The sequence below is a fragment of the Stenotrophomonas sp. FR010 genome (assembly GCF_047520755.2).
Classification (GTDB): Bacteria; Pseudomonadota; Gammaproteobacteria; order Xanthomonadales; family Xanthomonadaceae; genus Stenotrophomonas; species Stenotrophomonas sepilia.
The window spans coordinates 117,268-135,532 of record NZ_JAXBQT020000002.1 but is presented as its reverse complement, the minus strand read 5'-3'; the positions used below and the strand labels follow the sequence as shown (position 1 = coordinate 135,532).

Sequence of the window (18,265 nt, the reverse complement as noted above, 5' to 3'; positions counted from 1 at the left end):
GTACACCTTCCAGGAGGATCACACGCACATGGACAAGCCACGCTACATCGTCGATATCGTCATTGCGGCGCCGGGAACACCGCTTCTCGACCCGGTAACGCAGCAGCCGCTGCGTAATCCGGATGGTTCCCCGCAGACATCCGGGCCGGGGCACATGTTCTACGTCCTGCGAGCACCGGGAAAAGATCCGGCGAGCTACGGCTTTGCACCGATCGAGCACGGCAGCATGAACGGACCGGGCGACATCGTGGACAGCGATGCAAAGACCTACAAGAACCCGCATTACACGCGCTCTCTGGAAATCACCGAAGCCCAGTACAACAAGCTCAAGGCGTTCGGCGACGATCCAGTGGCGCACGGCTTCAGCAAGCACTATGCCGACGTGCGCCACAACTGTGTGGACTTCGCCTGGGGCGCATTGAATCATGCCGGCATCCAGCGCAAGCACAGCCTGGACGTGAACAGCATCGGCGGCCCTGTTGGCCAATTGCTGCCAGACGTCCGCATTCCGCTGGGCGTCCAGTCACAGGGCAAGGACGGCTATCGTCCGCTGCGCAACATCCATGGCGTGGACAGCATTGAGCCGCCCTTCCCCAACAGCGAACTCAACCGCACCACCACTCATCCCCTGCCCGAGCGCAGCTTGAAGCAGCGTCTGCTCAGCGAAACCGATGGCATTGATGGCCCCTTGGGCGAGCGTCTGGCTGCGGACGCGCGCGCACCGGGGCACAGCCTTCATGCCTTGGACCAGAAAGTGCGTACCGCACTCGCCCAGGCCAGCGAACAGCAGGGACTGCCCCCCGGACAGGAGCACGAACGACTGGCCGGCCATCTGACCCACGCGGCGGTGCAGGCCGGCTTCAGCGAAAAGGACACGCTGCAGGTGGCATTCAGTTCAAACAGCACCGCCGAGGCACCCGGCTACGTATTCCTGCATCGCAGCGGCGACACCGCCTCGCCGGACCCAGCCGCCAATCGCCAGCGCCTGTCCCTGCTCGATACGCAGCAGGGCGACGCGGATACGCTGTATCAGCAGGCCAATGTGCAGCAGCAATCCCGCGACGCAAGTCGGCTGGCGCAGGACGAGCAACAGGCACAACAGCAGGCGTCGCCGCGCATGGCCTGACCCAGCCGCATCAGGCGCTGACACCGTTCCCGCATCAACTCACGTACTGCGCCTGACCGTTCCCGAACGACCAGTTCTCCTTCTTCACTTCCACCAGATTGATGAACACATCCTCGCGGCGGATGCCCACCGCCGCATACAGTCCATCGGCGATGCCGGCGTACAACGCCTTTTTCTGCTCGAGCGTGCGCCCTTCGTTCCAGGTGATCTGGATGCAGATGAAGTCGTCGGTGCGATCCACGCCCAAGTAGCCGGGGTCGTAGATCAACGTGCCGGGCGCGTGTTCCTGGAAGATCTGGAAGCGGTCGTTTTCCGGAACGCCCACCGCGCGCATGGCCTGGTAGATGGTTTCGCCGACGCGTTGCAGGTAGTCGGCGGATTTACCTTTGCGGAGATCGATGCGGGCAAGCGGCATGGTGGCACTCCAGAGTGGATGGGTACGACGACAGGCTGAGACTACGCCTGCCCGGGGCCGCGGGACAGCGCAGGGATGGAACCCTCTGGCTCCATGCGTGGCATGGTCCCGCCTCCGCCACGCGGGGTGACGCGATTGCCATGGCGGCGCCGCTCTGGAGTCGTCTTGTGCACGGTCGGTAGGGGCGGCGATGCGCGCCATCAGTGATGGGCCGCACTACTCGCGCGTGTCGAACGACACACATCGGAGAACGTCTGGCCTGCCTAGGGACAGTTGAGAATTTTCCTTACAGACCGATGTGATTGCCCGGCTTGAAGATCCCCGCGCCGAGGCAAGACGCCTTGGCCGGGATTGGCGTCTCGAATAAACGAATGAACACCCATCGCTGCGGTTTACGTCGCAGCAGAGAGAATGCACCGATTGCCTTCAATGGCGGCCGGTGCGTGGGGATCGACAGATCCGCCAGGCCTTCTTCTCGATGGGAGTTCGTTTGCCTTGGTACGCCAACCCGCACCGTCCGCCACCTTCACTCCGGAAGGTGGCCTTACGCCACTGAGGGTTTCGCCATGACCAACCGCACCGCCGTCCATCCCCGCCTGCACGCGCTTATCGGCGACGTCGCAGCCGACGTGCCCGGGGACCTCGCACGCGAGATCGAGTGCGCCCTGGACGCGCAGAATTTGTCCGCGCAGCTGCCCACTTTCTTCGCCCGTCTCAATGCGATCAACCAGGCCGACGGTGATGACGGACAGCCGTGCATCAGCCTCACCCTCGGCGCCAGCAATCACGCTTCGTTGCGCCGCTCGCTATCTGGCCTCGGCGCATTGCTCGACCTGCTGCAGGCCGCCGACCATGCGCGCAACGAAGGTGGCCCGGACGAACAGTTGGGCGCCTTCCATATCGACGGACTGATCGTGGCCGCCCGACAACTGGTGCGCGAGGCACATCATTGCCTCTCCGGCGGCGACGCCTGACCGGCCCGGATACGCTCCCGCTACAATCGCGCAGTGAGCGCAGGAGACCGCAATGGACGCCGAACACCTGGAATACTTCAAGGCCGCACTGGAAGGCCGCGCAACCGTGGGCTGGAACGTCTGGTTCGCCGCCAACCAGCACGCGCTGGCACAACAGCTGAGCCGCCCTGCACTGCTGCGCTTGAAGTTCAGCACACTGGATGAAGCCGAACGCCTGCTGGCCGAAGCCGGCATCGTGCCCCGCAGCACAGCGGGCAAGCGCTACGAAATGTACTGCGCGCAGTTCTCGCCGGACGTGGTGGACGCGAACGGTCGCCCGCTACCGGCCCTCTGGCGCGCGGCGCACGGCGGTGCCATCGGCCTGCTGGCCGACGGTGAGCAGGAGGCCGGCCAGGCGAAGCTGCTCGCGGAGTTCCGCCGCGTCCGCAAGCGCGGGCTGCAGCAGGCCCATGAATGGTTGGCCGATCTGTGCTTTGAGGGCGAGATGGAACTGACCAGCGGCAATGCCGAGGTGGGCCGTAGCCTATTGGCGGTGGTGGTGCAGGCGGGTAGCGGCCATGACCTGCTGGATGCCACGGCGATGATCGCGCGCGAGCTGCTGGAGCGGCACGGCTGAAAGGGCGTGTGCTTCCAGCTGATCCTGCTGGATCGCTGGTAACAAAAAAGCCCCCATTTCTGGAGGCTTCTTTCGTTCTGCAACATGGTGGGCGGTACAGGGATCGAACCTGTGACCCTTGCCGTGTGAAGGCAATGCTCTACCGCTGAGCTAACCGCCCGGTGTGTTGCTGAGCCGCTCATTATAGGGGCTTTTCAGAGGCCGTCAACACTTTTTCACATTCGTGTTCACGGGTGTCTCGGGATGTGCAGCCGAGCATGGCTCGGCTCTACAGAACAGCGGGGTACGCGTGTTTCGGTGGTTCCGCCGAGCATGGCCCGGCGCTACCGGAATCACATCGTATGGGTCGGCTTGTCCGAGCCGGTAAGCCCGGCCAGCAGGGTCTCGATCTTGTGGCGCACGCCCTCGCCTTCGGCACCATCGGCCAGCTGCACGCCGATGCCGGCGGTGCGGTTGCCCTGCGCGCCTGCCGGGGTCACCCAGATCACCTTGCCGGCCACCGGCAGGCGCTCGCTGGAATCGGGCAGGGTCAGCAGCAGGAACACCTCGTCGCCCAGGAAGTAGCGCTTGGGCGTGGGCACGAAGATGCCGCCATTCTTCACGAACGGCATGTACGCGCTGTACAGCGCGGCTTTGTCCTTCACGGCCAGGGACAGGATGCCCTGGCGGGCGTTGCTGGCACTCATCGATTTCCCCTTCCGGCAGGCCGCTCGTTCACCTTGTTCCAAGCCAGCAGCAACTCGACCACCGCAAGGTCTGCACGCACCGTGGTGCGCAGCAGGTCGCGGGTGCGGTTGGCCGCATCGAACCAGGCTGCAAGCTTGTGCAATCGCTCCGGCGTGGTCAAGGCATCGGTGCTGGCCTGGGCCAGTGCCAGGTCGGCGGCAAAGCGCAGGCGCAGCGCCGCGTTGTCGTCACCGCACCACTTCTGCGCCAGCTCCACCGCGCCGGTCTTGCCGGTGACCAGCTGTTCCAGATCTCGACCGACTTCGCGGCGCAGGCTCAGGCCGTCTTCGCGCAGCCAGTTGTCGGCCTGGCCGGGATGGCCGCGGGCGGCGTCCAGCGCTTCGCGCGCCGATGCCTCGCTATGGCCCTGCTGCTGCAGCCAGGCCAGTGCTTCGTGCGGCGGCGGCAACTTGAATTCCAGGCGCTGGCAGCGGCTGCGGATGGTCTGCGGCAAGCGTGCCGGGTCGCTGCTGATCAGCCACAGGTAGCGGCCGGGCTGCGGCTCTTCCAGCGTCTTCAGCAGTGCGTTGGCCGCCGAGCGGTTGATCGCATCGGCCGGGTCGACGATCACCACCTGCGCCACGCCGTACTGTGGGGTCAGCGCCAGCTTGTCGGTGATCTCGCGCACCTGCTCGATCACGATCTCGGTGCGCAGCTTGTCGCCGCTCTTGTTCGGAATGAAGCTGACCAGCTGCAGGTCCGGGTGTGTACCCGCTGCGATCAGCTGGCGCGTGCGCGTGGCGTGGGCTGCATCGCCCTGCGCCAGCACGTGGTCGGCCAACGCCAGCGCCACCTCATGCTTGCCCAGCCCGGCCGGACCGCAGATCAGCAGGCCATGACCGAGGCGACCGGCGTCGAGCGCGGCCACCGTCTGCTCGAACGCGCGCTGCTGCCACGGTGAAAAGGTACTCATGCGCCCTCCCCGCCCTGCAGCCAGCGCTCGACACGCGCGACCACGTCGGCGGCCACGCGTTCCTGCACCTGGCCGGCGTCGATCAACGCAAAGCGCTGCGGGTCCTGCTGTGCGCGGCTGCGGAACACTTCGCGCACGCGCTGGAAGAAATCGTCCTGCTCGCTCTCGATGCGGTCCGGCCACAGGTCACGGCCGTTGGCGCGCGCGCGGCCTATGGCCACGTCCACGTCCAGCAGCAGGGTCAGCCCCGGCAACAGGCCGACCGCGCGACGCTCCAGATCGGCAATCCACTGCGGATCCAGGCCACGGCCACCGCCCTGGTAGGCATAGCTGGAATCGGTGAAACGATCGCTCAGCACATAGGCGCCGCGCTGCAGTGCTGGCTGGATCACCTGGCGCACGTGCTGCGCGCGCGCGGCGAATACCAGCAGCAGCTCGGCTTCGGCGCTGAGCGGTTCGGCGGCGATCTCGGCATCGGGTTTCAGCACCAGGCCGCGGATGCGCTCGGCCAGTGGCGTGCCGCCGGGTTCACGGGTCAGCACCACCTCGTGGCCGTGGCCGCGCAGGCACTCACGGATGGCATTGATGGCGGTGGTCTTGCCCGCGCCCTCGCCGCCTTCCAGGCTGACGAAACGCGGGTGGCGAAGCAGCGCGGGACTCATTGCGCCGGGGTCTCCTGGGTACGTTGCTGGCGCAGCTGCTGCAGGTAGCGCGCCACGGCGGCGTTGTGCTGGTCCAGGCTGGGCGAGAACACGTGCGCGCCGCTGCCATCGCCCACGGCGACGAAGTACAGCGCGTCGCCCGGCGCCGGCTGTGCGGCCGCCATCAGCGCGTCACGGCTGGGCATGGCGATCGGGGTCGGGGTCAGGCCGGCACGGGTGTAGGTGTTGTAGGGGGTGTCGGTGGTCAGGTCGCGACGGCGGATGTTGCCGTCATACGCAGCACCGAGGCCGTAGATCACGGTCGGGTCGGTCTGCAGGCGCATGCCGATCTTCAGGCGGCGCATGAACACCCCGGCAATCTGCGGGCGCTCGCTGGCCAGCGCGGTTTCCTTTTCGATGATCGAGGCCAGCGTCAGCAGTTCGTAGGGCGTGTTGATCGGCAGGTCCGGCGCGCGGCTTTCCCAGGCCTCGTCCAGCGCCTTTTCCATTGCGGCGTGGGCGCGCTTGAGCACGTCCAGATCGCTGTCGCCGCGCTGGTAGACGTAGGTCTCCGGCAGGAAGCGGCCTTCCGGATGCTGGCCACCGAAGCCGAGGTGCTGCATCAGCGCGGCGTCATCAAGCGTGTCGGTGGTGTGCAGCAGCGGTTCGGCGCGCTTGAGCGCGGCACGCAGCTGGCGGATGTTCCAGCCCTCGACAATCGTGACGCGGTGCTGCAGCACCTTGCCGGCGCGCATGCGCAGCAGCAGTTCGCGCGGGGTCAGGTCATCACTCAGCGCGTACTCGCCCACCTTCAGCTTGCCGGCGGCATCGAGCTGGCGCGCCAGCAGCTGCCACTGGGTGTCCTGGCCCTCGTCCACGCCGGCTTCGCGCAGCTTGCGCAGCACGCTGTTCATGCCATCGCCGCTGGCGATGACCACGCTCTCGGCGGTCGGGGTGATCGGGGCATCGGCGAAGCGGGTCTGCTGGTAGAAGAACCACGCGCCCGCGCCGGCCACGACGGCGGCCAGCACCACCACCAGCGTTACCACGAACAGACACCCGCGCTTGGCTCCCGCCATGGACTACCTCTGAACTCGATTCCGTCGTGCAGGATACCGTGCCGGTGGATCGGGGTCATGACCGGGGTGGCGTCGCCGTGCCGACCAACGGTCGGCACCCACCACAATCCATGCCTGGCGCGGCGATCAGTAGATCCACGCCATGCGTGGATGAATGGCCATGGAGGACTCCGTACCGACCAACGGTCGGCACCCACCGTGGGGGAATGGCGTTGCCGGCCAGCGCCCGGCACTACCCCTGCTGGCCGAGCGCGCGCAGCAGGCCGCGGGCCTTCGCGCGGGTCTCGTCCAGTTCCTTGTCCGGGTCCGAATCAACCACGATGCCGGCACCGGTGCGGAAGCTCACCTCGTGGCCATCCACTTCGGCGGTACGGATCAGGATGTTCAGGTCCAGGTCGCCATCGCGGTTCAGCCAGCCGAACGCGCCGGTGTAGGCACCGCGCGGCACCTGCTCCAGCTCGCTGATGATCTGCATGCAGCGCACCTTGGGGCAGCCGGTGATGGTGCCGCCCGGGAACGTGGCGGCGATCACCTCGCCGGGCGTGACCTCCGGACGCAGGTGGCCGCTGACGTTGCTGACGATGTGGTGCACATGCGCGTAGCTCTCCACGGTCATCAGCTCATCGACCACCACGGTACCGGGCAGGCAGATGCGGCCCAGGTCATTGCGTTCCAGGTCGATCAGCATCACGTGCTCGGCACGCTCCTTCGGGTGGCCGACCAGCTCCTGGATGCGCGCGGCATCATCGTCGCCCTCGAAGCGCGGACGCGTGCCGGCAATCGGACGCGTCTGCGCGTGGCCGGCATGCACCGACACCAGCCGCTCCGGCGAGGAGCTGACCACGTGGCGGCCGTGCGCGCTGAACAAACCGGCGAACGGTGCCGGGTTGGCACGGCGCAGCTGCGCGTACAGCGCCTGCGGGCTGACCGGCGCGGCGAACTGCGCGCTCCAGCGCCGCGACAGGTTCACCTGGAACACATCGCCGGCACGCAGGTAGTCGATCACCCGGCGCACGCCGTCGGTGAAGCGCTGCGGCGCATCCTCGCCCACCGACTGCGGCGGCTGCCAGCCCTGCCCGGCCTCCGGCAGTGCCTGCGACGCCAAGGTCACCAGCGCCTCCAGCAGGGCCTGCTCACCGGCTTCGGCGATGATGAAACTGGCGTCGTTGTGATGGTCATGCAGCACGGCGGCCGGGCAGCGCAGCGCCAGCGCGGTCGAGCGGCCGTCCTCGCGCGCGCGCGCCGGCAGCACCGGTTCGATCTGGCTGGCCACTTCGTAGTCCAGCATCAACGCCCAGCCGCCGCGGAACGGCAGGCTGTGGCTGCCGTCGTGCGGCAGGCGTTCGTGCTGCCAGGCGCGATCCAGCGCCTGCAGGAACGTGCCGGGCTGCACGGCACCCTGCAGGTCGCGCACCTGGCCGTCGGCATCCAGCCGCAGGCAATCGCCCTGCGCGGCCAGCAGCAGGCTCCAGCGGCCCTGGGCGGTGCCCGAGGCGGTGGATTCCATCAGCAGCGGGAAGCGTGCCGGGTCGTGCTGCTGCAGGGCCAGCAGATCGATCGGGTGCGGCAGCGGGTGGATCAGCGGTGCGTGGGTCATGATGGCCAGTTCAGGGATTCAGATGCACGGAAGCCGCCTTGCGGCGGCCTCCTCGTGCGTAATGCACGTTCAGTCGAGCATGGCCCGACGCTACAACCCGGTCAGACGCGCTTGAAGATCAGCGTGCCGTTGGTGCCGCCGAAGCCGAAGCCATTGGACATCACCACGTCAACCTTGGCCTGGCGTGCTTCGTTGGGCACGTAGTCCAGGTCGCAGCCTTCGCCCGGCTGCTGCAGGTTGATGGTCGGCGGAATGACGTTGTCCTGCAGCGCCATCACCGAGAAGATCGCTTCCACGCCGCCGGCCGCGCCCAGCAGGTGGCCGGTCATCGACTTGGTGGAGCTGACCATCATCTTGTAGGCGTGGTCGCCGAAAGCGGTCTTCATCGCCATGGTCTCGCCCAGGTCACCCAGCGGCGTGGACGTGCCATGCGCGTTGAGGTAACCCACCTGTTCGGGGGTCACGCCGGCGTCCTTCATCGCCATGACCATGCAGCGCGCGGCACCTTCGCCGTTCTCGCTCGGCGCAGTCATGTGGTACGCGTCGGAGCTGGCGCCGAAGCCGGCCAGTTCGCAGTAGATCTTCGCGCCACGGGCCTTGGCGTGCTCGTACTCTTCCAGGATCAGGATGCCGGCGCCGTCGCCCAGCACGAAGCCGTCACGGTCCTTGTCCCACGGGCGCGAGGCCTGTTCCGGGGCGTCGTTGCGGGTGCTCATCGCCTTCATCGCGCAGAAGCCACCCACGGCGGTCGGCGACGAGCCACGTTCGGCACCACCCACCACCATCACGTCGGCGTCGCCGTACTGGATCATACGCATCGCGGTGCCGATCGAATGGTTCGAGGTCGCGCACGCCGACACCGCCGAGAACGACGGCCCCTTCAGGCCGGCGATGATGCTCAGCTGGCCCGGCAGCATGTTGATGATGGTCTTGGGCACGTAGAAGGGCGAGATCTTCTTGCCCTCATGGAACTCGATGGTCTGCTCTTCGATACCGAGCAGGCCGCCGATGCCGGCGCCGACGATGGCGCCGATGCGCTCGGCATTGGCGTCGGTGATCTCCAGGCCCGAGTCGTGCAGGGCCATGAACGAGGCACCGAGGCCGTAATGGATGAACGGGTCCATCTTCTTGGCATCCTTGCCGCTGACCCGGTACTTGCCGAACAGTTCGTTGTCGGCGGTGATGTCAAAGCCCTTGACCTCACCTGCAATCTTGGTGGTGAACCGGTCCAGGTAGGCATCAGAAACGTTGGTCAGCGGACCGATGCCCGAACGACCCTGGGTGATGCCTTCCCAGCTGCTGGCCAGATCATTGCCCAACGGCGAGACGATACCCAGGCCGGTTACGACGACGCGACGCTTCATTGCTGATTCTCCTGACCCGAAGGTTCAATCGGGTAACACGGTTTGCTTCGGTGTGATGCTCAAACACACGGGGCCGCAACTGCGGCCCCATGGGGTGCGGTGCGCGGCGAGCGGAGACCCGCGCGCACTGCCGTCTGACATCAGGCCTTGACGTGGGCCGTGATGTAGTCGATGGCGGCCTGCACGGTGCTGATCTTCTCGGCTTCTTCGTCCGGGATCTCGCACTCGAATTCTTCTTCCAGGGCCATCACCAGCTCGACGGTGTCCAGCGAGTCAGCGCCCAGGTCATCGACGAACGATGCGCTGTTGGTGACTTCATCTTCCTTGACGCCAAGCTGTTCGACGACGATTTTCTTGACGCGTTCTTCGATGGTGCTCATGGGATCTCGCTCCAGATGGAGTTGTGGTTCAAAAGTGGTCGCCATCAAGGGCGATGGCCGTGGGATAGTGTAGTGGAAACCGGCGCGGCCTTGCATTGCAGCAAAAACCTCCGCAGATCAACCACTTGCGGCGCAATCCCTGCGCCCCTTGCTTACGGCATGTACATGCCGCCGTTCACATGGAGGGTTTCGCCGGTGATGTAACCGGCAGCCGGGCTGGCCAGGAACGCCACCGCATGGGCGATGTCCTCCGGCGAACCCAGGCGTTCGAGGGCGATGTCGTTGATCAGCGCGGTACGCGCTTCTTCCGGCAACGCCTTGGTCATGTCGGTGTCGATGAAGCCGGGTGCGACAACATTGACGGTGACGCCGCGCGAGCCGATTTCCTTGGCCAGCGACTTGCTGAAGCCGATGATGCCGGCCTTGGCGGCCGCGTAGTTGGCCTGGCCGGCATTGCCGGTCACGCCCACCACCGATGCGATGTTGATGATGCGGCCCTTGCGCGCCTTCATCATGCCGCGCATCACCGCCTTGCTGGTACGGAACACGCTGGTCAGGTTGGTGTCGATGATCGACGCCCAGTCCTCGTCCTTCATGCGCATCAGCAGGTTGTCGCGGGTGATGCCGGCATTGTTGACCAGGATCGAGATCGGGCCGAATTCCTTGGAGATGCCATCGAGTACGCTGTCCAGCGCAGCGGCGTCGGTGACGTTCAGCGCGCGGCCGTGACCGCCGTGGGCGGCCAGGCGCTCACCGATCGCGGCGGCGCCGGATTCGGTGGTGGCGGTGCCGATGACGGTGGCGCCCTGGGCGGCCAGCAGATCGGCGATGGCGGCGCCAATGCCACGGCTGGCACCGGTGACCAGTGCGATTTCACCCTGCAGGGGCTTGCTCATGATGTTTTCCTCAGACGGGAGCGGCCGCCGCACCGTGCCGCTTGCAGCGGCCACCGGTACGGTCGGCAGGAACAGGGAAGGTCAGGCCGACCATGCCTCGCGGGCGGCTTCGAAGTCGCCCGGCGTGGCCAACGGACGGCCGTCGATGGCCTTGTCGATGCGCTTGACCAGGCCGGTCAGCACCTTGCCTGGGCCGCACTCGGCGATCTGGGTGATGCCGCGGGCGGCCAACGCCTGCACGCAACCGGTCCACTGCACCGGCTGGTACAGCTGCTGGACCAGCGCAGTGCGGATGGCGTCCACGCCGTCGTGCACCTGGGCATCGACGTTCTGCACCACCGGCAGCTGCGGCGCCTGCCAGGACAGGCCGGCCATCACTTCGGCCAGGCGGTTGGCGGCTTCGCGCATCAACGGGGTGTGCGAGGGCACGCTGACGGCCAGCTTGACCGCCTTGCGCACGCCCTTCTCGGCCAGCAATGCCAGCGCACGGTCGACCGCATCGGCGTCGCCACCGATCACGATCTGGCCCGGCGAATTGAAGTTGGCCGGCACCACTACCTGGCTGCCTGCGGCTTCGGCGCAGACATCCAGCACCAGCTGGTCTTCGGCACCGAGCACGGCGGCCATGGCGCCGACACCGGCCGGCGCCGCTTCCTGCATCAGCTGGCCACGCAGGCGCACCAGGTGCGCACCGTCATGCAGGCTCAGCGCGCCGGCGGCAACCAGGGCGGTGTACTCGCCCAGGCTGTGGCCGGACAGCACCGACGGGCGCGGACCGCCCACGGCGTTCCAGGCACGCCACACGCCGATACTCGCGGCCAGCAGGGCCGGCTGGGTGTATTCGGTACGGTTGAGCATTTCCTCCGGGCCGCCCTGGGACAGCGCCCACAGGTCGACGCCGGCACCATCGGATGCCTCGGTGAAGGCTTCACGCACCTGCGGATGCAGTTCGGCCAGCTCGGCCACCATGCCCACAGACTGCGAGCCCTGGCCGGGGAAGACAAAAGCGAGGGTGGATACGGTCACGCGGTCATCCGCTTGTTGCAATCGAAGCGGGCCATGATAAGGGGGAATCCGCTGTGTCGTCTGTACGTGCGCGTATGCAGGCGTATGGAGCAATGACAGGGTCAGATCCCTTTTCCACGGGAAATGGGATCTGACCCCGGCCAACGATCAGCAGAACAGCTGCAGCACGTCCAGATCGCCGTCGGCGAGGAAATCCACGCACAGGCCCACCAGCATCAGCACGCCAGCAGTGCTGGCACCGTGGGTGATGAAGATCGAATGGGCCAGCGCGCGCGCTGAGCGGCCCAGCTTCATGCAGACCCTGGCCAGGCTGCGCAGGCGGCCACTGACCGCATGCACGTGCTCGCGCACCGGCGCCTGGGCCTCGCCCATCGCCTCGGCCATCATCGCCTGCAGATGTTCGGGGCGATCAGCGTAGTACTTGGCCACGCCATAGCCGAACATCAGCCAGTCGCGGGCCTGCGCTTCGGACAGGTCCATCACTTCCAGCGGATCTTCCTCGAAATCGATGAAGCCGACCTGCTGCCCATCCCAGGTGAGATTGCGCGGCAGCGGCTGGCCAAAATAGGCGCCGCGCGCATGCGCTTGGGCAATGGCCTGCATCGCCGCCATCACCAGCCGATCACGACCTGCTTCGTCGGCTTCGCGCAGGCAGGTATTGAACGAGCTGCCGTTGTCGCCGATTACCAGCGCGGCATGGCCGGTGCCCAGCACGTTCGGCACGTTCACGCCTTGGGCCTGCAGCTCTGCAAGGCGGCGGGCCTCGGTTTCGCGCGCGGCGTCGCCGCCACGGTGCGGAGGAGGACGAAGGGCGTCGAGATGGAAACGACGGGCAACAAAATTGAGCAGGCCCAGGGCCAGCGCCCGGCTTCCCTTGCCGTACTGCTTCAGCCAGGCACGTTGCCCTTCGATGACGATGGGCTCAACCATGACAGGTCCTCCTTAAACGCATTACGGCCCCGAAGGGCCGTAACGACAAGACTTCACATTGTCGTAACTTGCACTATCAATAGCGCAGCAGGGCCGAACCCCAGGTGAAGCCGCCACCAAAGGCTTCCAGCAGCAGCAGCTGGCCGCGCTCGACCCTGCCCGAACGCACGGCGGTGTCCAGCGCCAGCGGCACCGAACCGGACGAGGTGTTGCCGTGCTTGTCGACGGTCACCACGACCTGATCCATCGACATGTCCAGGCGCTTGGCGGTGGCTTCGATGATGCGCAGGTTGGCCTGGTGCGGGATCAGCCAATCCAGGTCGGACTTGTCCAGGCCGTTGGCGGCCAGGGTCTCGTCCACGACCGAGTCCAGCGCCTTGACGGCGTACTTGAACACGTCGTTGCCCTTCATGTTGATGGTGCCGCCACCATTGGCGCCATCCTTGAAGCCGGTCGAAACGCCGACCGGGTTCCACAGCAGTTCCTTCTTGCTTCCATCGGCATGCAGGTGGGTGCTGAGGATGCCGGTCTCTTCGTCGGCCTTGAGCACGACGGCGCCGGCGCCATCACCGAACAGCACGCAGGTGGTGCGATCGTTCCAGTCGACCATGCGGGTCAACGTTTCGGTGCCGATCACCAGCACGTGCTTGCAGTCGCCGGAGCGGATGAATTTGTCGGCCACGCCCAGCGCGAACACGAAGCCGGAACAGGCTGCGTTGACGTCGAAGGCGGGGCACCCGGCCACACCGAGCTTGGCCTGGATCAGGCACGCGGTGGACGGGAAAATAAGGTCAGGCGTGGTCGTGCCGACCACGATCATGTCGAGCTGCGAGGCATCGATGCCTGCGGCTTCAAGCGCGCGCAGGGCGGCGTTGTAGCCAAGGTCGCTGGTGGTCTCGCCTTCGGCCGCGATGTGCCGTTCACGAATTCCGGTGCGCGACTGGATCCACTCATCCGAGGTTTCGACCATTTTTTCCAGGTCGGCGTTGGTCAGGACTTTCTCCGGCAAATAGCTGCCGGTGCCCGCGATCCTCGAATAGATCCGCTTGCTCATCATGTTTCCTGTTGCGCGGGCCGCCGATCACCGGCACGCCCGGGAAAGAAGGCAAAGGCCGCTGCCCGGGGGCAGCGGCCTTCCCGGCACATCAATCTTCTTCGACGGCCGAGGTCTTGGTCTGGATGACCTTCTTGCCGCGGTAGAAACCGTCAGCAGTGATGTGGTGACGCAGGTGCACTTCGCCGGTGGTCGGGTCGGTCGACAGCTGCTTGGCGCTCAGGGCGTCATGCGAACGGCGCTGGCCGCGGCGGGACGGGGTAACACGGGATTTCTGGACAGCCATGGGATTGCTCCAAACTCGGTTCGTTTTGCTTCGTCGTTTCGTCGCACAGGACGCCAGCGCCCAGCACACTTTTCGCTTTCGCCGCAGCCGCCGACGACAACCGGCTGCTATTGTTTCTTCAATGCCGCCAACGCCGCAAACGGGTTGGCCTTCTTTGTTTCTTCTTCGCTCGGTGCCCAGTCCTTGTCGACTGCTTCACCGTCGGGCGACAGCGGCACCACAGGCACCGCCAGCACCAGCTCGTCCTCGACCAGGTCCAGCGGACGCAGCTGGCCGTCTTCCGGCACCAGCAACGCCTCGTATTCCTCCGGCAGGGACGATTCCTCGTCCTCGTCGCGGATCAGGCCAAGCCTCTGGGTCACCTTCACCGGCAACAGGAATCGCTGCATGCTGCGCTGACAGGTCAGCGGCAACGCGGTGTCGATGGTCAGTTCCACATAGGATACCCGCAAGACGTCGTCGCGACCGAATTCAAGCGAGTAGACACACTCGCCGTCGGTATCTGCGACCAACCCCTGCAGGCGGGTCAATTCAGCCAGGGAGACCTGACCGTCGAAGCGCCTTCGCGCTACAACCATCCGCCAGGCATCCAGCGTTTCGGGCACGTTCGCGGACATAAGCCGCTGAATACTAAGGATCGCACCGCCCGCTGTCAAATGCCCGCCATACAGGACTTGCTGCTGGCGTTGCCGGCGGGCCAGACTGCCGCACCCTGCCCCGGTATTCTCGCATGTCACTGGTCCTGGCCTCCACCTCCCGCTACCGTCGCGAACTGCTGCAACGGCTGGGCCTGCCCTTCGACTGCGCACGCCCGGAGGTGGATGAAACGCCGTTGAACGGCGAGGGGCCGCTGGCCCTGGCCACGCGCCTGGCCGCCGCCAAGGCGGCCGATGTCGCCACGCGCCATCCGGGTGCCTGGGTGATCGGCTCGGACCAGGTCGCCGACCTGAACGGCCAGCCGCTGGGCAAGCCGGGCACGGTCGAGGCGGCCTGTGCGCAGCTGGTGGCGATGTCCGGGCAGACGGTACGCTTTCACACGGCAATCAGTCTCAGGCGGGATGGAGAATCCCTCGCCGCCCTGGATCTGACCGAAGTGCACTTCCGCGCGCTGGACTCGCGGGAGATCGCCCGCTACGTCGCCACCGAGCAACCCCTGGACTGCGCCGGCAGCTTCAAGTGCGAGGGCCTGGGCATCAGCCTGTTCGAGGCGATCGACAACCGCGACCCGACCGCGCTGGTCGGCCTGCCACTGATCGCGCTGTGCGGCCTGCTGCGCAGGGCCGGATTCGCGGTGCCGTGAACGGTAGAGCCGAGCCCATGCTCGGCTGCCTTTTTCGAGGCTGCCTGCCATCTGATTCGGAAGCAGCCGGGCATCGGCTCGGCTCCACAGGACCAGAGGACCTCAACGAACCTCGAACGGTTGCTCCTGCCACGCCTCCACGCTGCCATCGCGCCCGTGCAGGCGCAGGCCGAGCCAGTGCCGGCCCGGCGCCAGCGTGGTGGTGTCCAGCGACGCGTCGAAGCCCACCGCCGGATGCTGCGGATCGGTACTGTCCGGCCAGGCGGGGCGAACGTCGAACACGCGCCCGTAACGCGCGTCACCGATCGAGCGGCCATCAACCAGCACTTCAACCCGCGCCAGCCCGACCCCATCCTTGAATGCCCAGCCCTTGATGGCGAGCGTTCCGGAGACCTTCTCACCGTTGGACGGCGCATCCAGCCAGGCCATCGCGGGTGTTACGCAGGGCCCCTGTGCACGCTTGGCCGGCAGCCGGAACAGCAGGAACCGCTGGAAGCCATGATCGCTGCTGACCACCCGCGGCGCAGGCAGCGGCCCCACCTGCTCGCAGATGGTGTGATAGCGCGCCAGCAGATCGCGGTAGCGCTGGTCACTGGGTGAAAGCACCAGCAGCATCGGCACACTGCGCGGGCCTTCGTGCAGCAGGTCCCACTGCGCCAGCTGTGCGGTGCGCCCATGCTTGTCGTTGAGCGGATGTGGCAGCACCTCGATATCGCCATTGCCCAGCTGGAAGCCCAGTTCGGCACCGACCTTGAAGTTGCCCGCCAGGACACGCGTACCCGGTGGCATCTGCCGCAGTTCGTCACGCACCGCCACGGCCAGTGGCTGCCAGCCGGCAAAGTTGCGCGGGTAGTACTTGCTGCCGGCCATCTGCTCGCGCAGTGCCGGCGTGGACGCCATCAGGTAGTAGCCGAACGCCAGCACGGTACCTGCAGCAGCCAGCCACCAGCCGGTACGGCGCAACCAGCGCGGCCAACCGTTGAGGACCACCGGCACGGCCACCAGCAACGCCAGGTAGCCTGGCAACGGCCAGTGGAAACTGATCCGTTCGACATCGGTGAAGAAGCCCAGCAGGAAGATGCCCAGCGTCGACACCCCGCCCACCAGGCCGAAATAGCGCCACTGCACCCGCGCCCCACCGCCACTGCGGGTACCCGCCAGGGCGACCTTCCACATCGCGATGCACAGGATCGGCGTCACCAGCATCGGCTGGATCACCAGGAACCACAGCCCCTCCCACTCGAACGCCCACGGGTGGCGCTCGACCACCTGGAACTTCAGGCCGGCATCGTGGTTGTCGGCATTCCACGCCAGCAACGGCAGCCAGGCCAGCACGCCCACCGCCAGCGCCACCCATACGCGCGGATCGGCCAGCATGCGACGGCCCTGCGGCAACGCCAGCAGCGCAATGAAGCCGACACCGATGACACCAATGAAACGGTAGTGGCTGAGCGCACCGATCAGCAGGCCCAGCGCCAGCTTCATCGCCGAGGACGCATCCACGCTGTGCAGCAGGCGCGCGCCGGCGTGCAGGCAGATCACCGCCGCCAGCGCCATCGGTACGTCCGGCACGGCCAGCAGGCCCAGCGTGGCCGACAACGGCATCAGCAGGGTCAGGCTGCCCGCCTGCCACCCGGCCACGTTGCCAAACCAGCGCGTGGCGATGCGCACCACCAGCATCGGCAGCAGCGCGCCGATGGCCAGGAACGGCAGGCGCAATGCGAGTACGTGATGGCCACCGATCTCCACGCCCAGGCGTGCAAGCCAGGCGGTCAGCCCCGGCAGGTCGGAATAGGCAGCGGCCAGGTGCTGGCCTTCCTGCCAATAGAACGCCTCATCGACGAACAGCGGCAGGCGCGCGGCCACCACCAGCTTGGCCGCTGTGATCAGCGTCCACAACCAGAGAAAAATCGCCCGCGCGCGCTGTTCGCCTTGCATTGCTCTATGGATAATCGAATGGATTCCAGACCTGAGACGATCATGCCAGCCTCGTCCCCCAATCCCAGCATGCTAACCGATCAACTGCGCCAGGCCCTGCGGGAGGCACAGGATCAGGTGAACGCACTGGTGCTGGGCAAGGTGCCGGAAGTCAGGCTGGCCTTTGTCGCGCTGCTTTCTGGCGGCCACCTGCTCATCGAGGATCTGCCCGGGCTGGGCAAGACCACGTTGGCGCACGCATTGGCCAGCAGCCTCGGCCTCAGCTTCCAGCGCGTGCAGTTCACCTCCGACCTGTTGCCGGCGGACGTACTTGGCGTTTCGGTGTACGAGGCCGGCAGCCGCCAGTTCCAGTTCCATCCCGGCCCGGTGTTCACCCACGTGCTGCTGGCCGATGAGATCAACCGTGCACCGCCGCGGACACAGAGTGCGCTGCTGGAAGCGATGGCCGAGCAACAGGTCACACTGGATGGACAGACACATCCACTGCCCGATCCGTTCTTCGTGATCGCCACGCAGAACCCGGTCGACCTGTCCGGCACCTTCCCGTTGCCGGATTCGCAGCTGGATCGTTTCCTGCTGCGGCTGGCGATGGGCTACCCCAGCGCGCAGGCCGAGCGCGAGCTGCTGCGCGGCAGTGATCGCCGCGACCTGATCGCACGCGCGGTGCCAAAGCTGGACGACACCCAGGTGCGTGCATTGCGTGAAGCGGTTGGCCAGGTGCATGCCAGCGACGCGCTGATCGACTATGTGCAGGCGCTGCTGACCCGCAGCCGACACCATGCCGGCGTGCGCGTAGGCCTGTCACCGCGCGCGGGACTGGCCCTGCTGCGTGCCGCCAGGGCACATGCGCTGCTGCTCGGCCGCGGGCATGTGATGCCCGAAGACGTGCAGACCCTGTTCGTGGCGGTGGCCGGCCATCGCCTGGTGGCCGAAGCCGAATCCAGCTCCGGGCCGGCGCTGGCGCGGGCGATCCTGCAGACCGTCGCGGTGGACTGAAGGTGGCC

At 66.5% G+C, this 18,265-nt stretch carries 20 protein-coding genes and 1 tRNA gene; 5 read left to right on the top strand and 16 right to left on the bottom strand.

Features of this window, described 5'->3' with window-relative positions:
* Window positions 1-28 precede the first annotated feature (28 nt).
* Window positions 29-1,126, top strand: coding sequence for an XVIPCD domain-containing protein (locus ACM0PK_RS02920; protein ID WP_088497805.1), 1,098 nt, complete (start codon window positions 29-31; stop codon window positions 1,124-1,126).
* Window positions 1,127-1,160: 34 nt separating this feature from the next.
* Here ACM0PK_RS02920 and ACM0PK_RS02915 read toward each other — a convergent pair whose 3' ends face one another.
* Window positions 1,161-1,541, bottom strand: a complete 381-nt coding sequence (locus ACM0PK_RS02915) for a tautomerase family protein (protein ID WP_088497806.1) — start codon at window positions 1,539-1,541, stop codon at window positions 1,161-1,163.
* A gap of 566 nt (window positions 1,542-2,107) precedes the next feature.
* On the opposite strand from ACM0PK_RS02915, the gene ACM0PK_RS02910 reads away from it, so the two are divergent.
* Together ACM0PK_RS02910 and ACM0PK_RS02905 are read left to right on the top strand one after the other, a co-directional pair.
* Window positions 2,108-2,515: a hypothetical protein gene (locus tag ACM0PK_RS02910; RefSeq protein WP_111007628.1), complete on the top strand. Its 408-nt coding sequence runs from the start codon at window positions 2,108-2,110 to the stop codon at window positions 2,513-2,515.
* 52 nt (window positions 2,516-2,567) lie between these two features.
* Window positions 2,568-3,131 carry a hypothetical protein gene (locus ACM0PK_RS02905; protein WP_005415515.1) on the top strand — a complete coding sequence of 188 codons (564 nt, stop codon included), beginning with the start codon at window positions 2,568-2,570 and terminating at the stop codon, window positions 3,129-3,131.
* Between the two features lie 85 nt (window positions 3,132-3,216).
* Here the strand turns inward: ACM0PK_RS02905 and ACM0PK_RS02900 are convergent.
* From ACM0PK_RS02900 to ACM0PK_RS02835, 14 genes are all read right to left on the bottom strand, one after another.
* A tRNA-Val gene (locus tag ACM0PK_RS02900) sits at window positions 3,217-3,291 on the bottom strand.
* Window positions 3,292-3,463: 172 nt separating this feature from the next.
* Window positions 3,464-3,817 carry a PilZ domain-containing protein gene (locus ACM0PK_RS02895; protein WP_005412452.1) on the bottom strand — a complete coding sequence of 118 codons (354 nt, stop codon included), beginning with the start codon at window positions 3,815-3,817 and terminating at the stop codon, window positions 3,464-3,466.
* A complete protein-coding gene (locus tag ACM0PK_RS02890) occupies window positions 3,814-4,770 on the bottom strand; it encodes a DNA polymerase III subunit delta' (RefSeq protein ID WP_334271328.1) in 957 nt (318 codons plus the stop codon). The genes ACM0PK_RS02895 and ACM0PK_RS02890 overlap by 4 nt, the downstream gene beginning before the upstream one ends.
* Window positions 4,767-5,432: a dTMP kinase gene (gene tmk, locus ACM0PK_RS02885; RefSeq protein ID WP_072168229.1), complete on the bottom strand. Its 666-nt coding sequence runs from the start codon at window positions 5,430-5,432 to the stop codon at window positions 4,767-4,769. The genes ACM0PK_RS02890 and tmk overlap by 4 nt, the downstream gene beginning before the upstream one ends.
* A complete protein-coding gene (gene mltG / locus ACM0PK_RS02880) occupies window positions 5,429-6,490 on the bottom strand; it encodes an endolytic transglycosylase MltG (protein WP_414607207.1) in 1,062 nt (353 codons plus the stop codon). The genes tmk and mltG overlap by 4 nt, the downstream gene beginning before the upstream one ends.
* A 232-nt stretch (window positions 6,491-6,722) precedes the next feature.
* Window positions 6,723-8,087: an aminodeoxychorismate synthase component I gene (locus ACM0PK_RS02875; protein WP_072168231.1), complete on the bottom strand. Its 1,365-nt coding sequence runs from the start codon at window positions 8,085-8,087 to the stop codon at window positions 6,723-6,725.
* Window positions 8,088-8,188: 101 nt separating this feature from the next.
* The gene (gene fabF, locus ACM0PK_RS02870; protein ID WP_061480515.1) at window positions 8,189-9,451 is read right to left on the bottom strand and encodes a beta-ketoacyl-ACP synthase II; all 1,263 of its coding nucleotides are present in this window, start codon (window positions 9,449-9,451) and stop codon (window positions 8,189-8,191) included.
* A gap of 140 nt (window positions 9,452-9,591) precedes the next feature.
* Window positions 9,592-9,831 carry an acyl carrier protein gene (gene acpP / locus ACM0PK_RS02865; protein ID WP_061480516.1) on the bottom strand — a complete coding sequence of 80 codons (240 nt, stop codon included), beginning with the start codon at window positions 9,829-9,831 and terminating at the stop codon, window positions 9,592-9,594.
* Between the two features lie 152 nt (window positions 9,832-9,983).
* Window positions 9,984-10,727, bottom strand: coding sequence for a 3-oxoacyl-ACP reductase FabG (gene fabG / locus ACM0PK_RS02860; protein WP_414607208.1), 744 nt, complete (start codon window positions 10,725-10,727; stop codon window positions 9,984-9,986).
* An 81-nt stretch (window positions 10,728-10,808) separates the two neighbouring features.
* A complete protein-coding gene (fabD, locus tag ACM0PK_RS02855; RefSeq protein ID WP_005415507.1) occupies window positions 10,809-11,753 on the bottom strand; it encodes an ACP S-malonyltransferase in 945 nt (314 codons plus the stop codon).
* Window positions 11,754-11,900: 147 nt separating this feature from the next.
* Entirely contained in the window at window positions 11,901-12,683 is a 783-nt protein-coding gene (locus ACM0PK_RS02850; protein WP_072168233.1) for a BUD32 family EKC/KEOPS complex subunit, read from the bottom strand.
* Window positions 12,684-12,759: 76 nt separating this feature from the next.
* Window positions 12,760-13,737 (bottom strand): beta-ketoacyl-ACP synthase III, encoded by a 978-nt coding sequence (locus ACM0PK_RS02845; RefSeq protein WP_414607209.1) that lies wholly within the window; start codon window positions 13,735-13,737, stop codon window positions 12,760-12,762.
* Window positions 13,738-13,828: 91 nt separating this feature from the next.
* A complete protein-coding gene (rpmF, locus tag ACM0PK_RS02840; RefSeq protein ID WP_005408308.1) occupies window positions 13,829-14,023 on the bottom strand; it encodes a 50S ribosomal protein L32 in 195 nt (64 codons plus the stop codon).
* A 107-nt stretch (window positions 14,024-14,130) separates the two neighbouring features.
* Window positions 14,131-14,640 (bottom strand): YceD family protein, encoded by a 510-nt coding sequence (locus tag ACM0PK_RS02835; RefSeq protein WP_049404889.1) that lies wholly within the window; start codon window positions 14,638-14,640, stop codon window positions 14,131-14,133.
* A gap of 113 nt (window positions 14,641-14,753) precedes the next feature.
* Between ACM0PK_RS02835 and ACM0PK_RS02830 the strand changes: the two genes are divergently transcribed.
* The gene (locus tag ACM0PK_RS02830) at window positions 14,754-15,323 is read left to right on the top strand and encodes a Maf family protein (RefSeq protein WP_088497812.1); all 570 of its coding nucleotides are present in this window, start codon (window positions 14,754-14,756) and stop codon (window positions 15,321-15,323) included.
* Window positions 15,324-15,425: 102 nt separating this feature from the next.
* Here ACM0PK_RS02830 and ACM0PK_RS02825 read toward each other — a convergent pair whose 3' ends face one another.
* The gene (locus tag ACM0PK_RS02825) at window positions 15,426-17,261 is read right to left on the bottom strand and encodes a glycosyltransferase family 39 protein (RefSeq protein WP_414607210.1); all 1,836 of its coding nucleotides are present in this window, start codon (window positions 17,259-17,261) and stop codon (window positions 15,426-15,428) included.
* 42 nt (window positions 17,262-17,303) lie between these two features.
* On the opposite strand from ACM0PK_RS02825, the gene ACM0PK_RS02820 reads away from it, so the two are divergent.
* The gene (locus ACM0PK_RS02820; RefSeq protein ID WP_072168236.1) at window positions 17,304-18,257 is read left to right on the top strand and encodes an AAA family ATPase; all 954 of its coding nucleotides are present in this window, start codon (window positions 17,304-17,306) and stop codon (window positions 18,255-18,257) included.
* Window positions 18,258-18,265: the final 8 nt, after the last annotated feature.

Bases quoted from the DNA above. Each gene is read 5' to 3' on its own strand.
- fabG (WP_414607208.1), bottom strand. From the start codon at position 10,727: ATGAGCAAGCCCCTGCAGGGTGAAATCGCACTGGTCACCGGTGCCAGC.
- ACM0PK_RS02825 (WP_414607210.1), bottom strand. From the start codon at position 17,261: ATGCAAGGCGAACAGCGCGCGCGGGCGATTTTTCTCTGGTTGTGGACG.
- ACM0PK_RS02820 (WP_072168236.1), top strand. From the start codon at position 17,304: ATGCCAGCCTCGTCCCCCAATCCCAGCATGCTAACCGATCAACTGCGC.
- ACM0PK_RS02850 (WP_072168233.1), bottom strand. From the start codon at position 12,683: ATGGTTGAGCCCATCGTCATCGAAGGGCAACGTGCCTGGCTGAAGCAG.
- mltG (WP_414607207.1), bottom strand. From the start codon at position 6,490: ATGGCGGGAGCCAAGCGCGGGTGTCTGTTCGTGGTAACGCTGGTGGTG.
- ACM0PK_RS02920 (WP_088497805.1), top strand. From the start codon at position 29: ATGGACAAGCCACGCTACATCGTCGATATCGTCATTGCGGCGCCGGGA.
- ACM0PK_RS02895 (WP_005412452.1), bottom strand. From the start codon at position 3,817: ATGAGTGCCAGCAACGCCCGCCAGGGCATCCTGTCCCTGGCCGTGAAG.
- ACM0PK_RS02910 (WP_111007628.1), top strand. From the start codon at position 2,108: ATGACCAACCGCACCGCCGTCCATCCCCGCCTGCACGCGCTTATCGGC.
- ACM0PK_RS02845 (WP_414607209.1), bottom strand. From the start codon at position 13,737: ATGAGCAAGCGGATCTATTCGAGGATCGCGGGCACCGGCAGCTATTTG.
- tmk (WP_072168229.1), bottom strand. From the start codon at position 5,432: ATGAGTCCCGCGCTGCTTCGCCACCCGCGTTTCGTCAGCCTGGAAGGC.
- ACM0PK_RS02835 (WP_049404889.1), bottom strand. From the start codon at position 14,640: ATGTCCGCGAACGTGCCCGAAACGCTGGATGCCTGGCGGATGGTTGTA.
- acpP (WP_061480516.1), bottom strand. From the start codon at position 9,831: ATGAGCACCATCGAAGAACGCGTCAAGAAAATCGTCGTCGAACAGCTT.
- ACM0PK_RS02915 (WP_088497806.1), bottom strand. From the start codon at position 1,541: ATGCCGCTTGCCCGCATCGATCTCCGCAAAGGTAAATCCGCCGACTAC.
- ACM0PK_RS02890 (WP_334271328.1), bottom strand. From the start codon at position 4,770: ATGAGTACCTTTTCACCGTGGCAGCAGCGCGCGTTCGAGCAGACGGTG.
- ACM0PK_RS02830 (WP_088497812.1), top strand. From the start codon at position 14,754: ATGTCACTGGTCCTGGCCTCCACCTCCCGCTACCGTCGCGAACTGCTG.
- ACM0PK_RS02905 (WP_005415515.1), top strand. From the start codon at position 2,568: ATGGACGCCGAACACCTGGAATACTTCAAGGCCGCACTGGAAGGCCGC.
- ACM0PK_RS02875 (WP_072168231.1), bottom strand. From the start codon at position 8,087: ATGACCCACGCACCGCTGATCCACCCGCTGCCGCACCCGATCGATCTG.
- rpmF (WP_005408308.1), bottom strand. From the start codon at position 14,023: ATGGCTGTCCAGAAATCCCGTGTTACCCCGTCCCGCCGCGGCCAGCGC.
- fabF (WP_061480515.1), bottom strand. From the start codon at position 9,451: ATGAAGCGTCGCGTCGTCGTAACCGGCCTGGGTATCGTCTCGCCGTTG.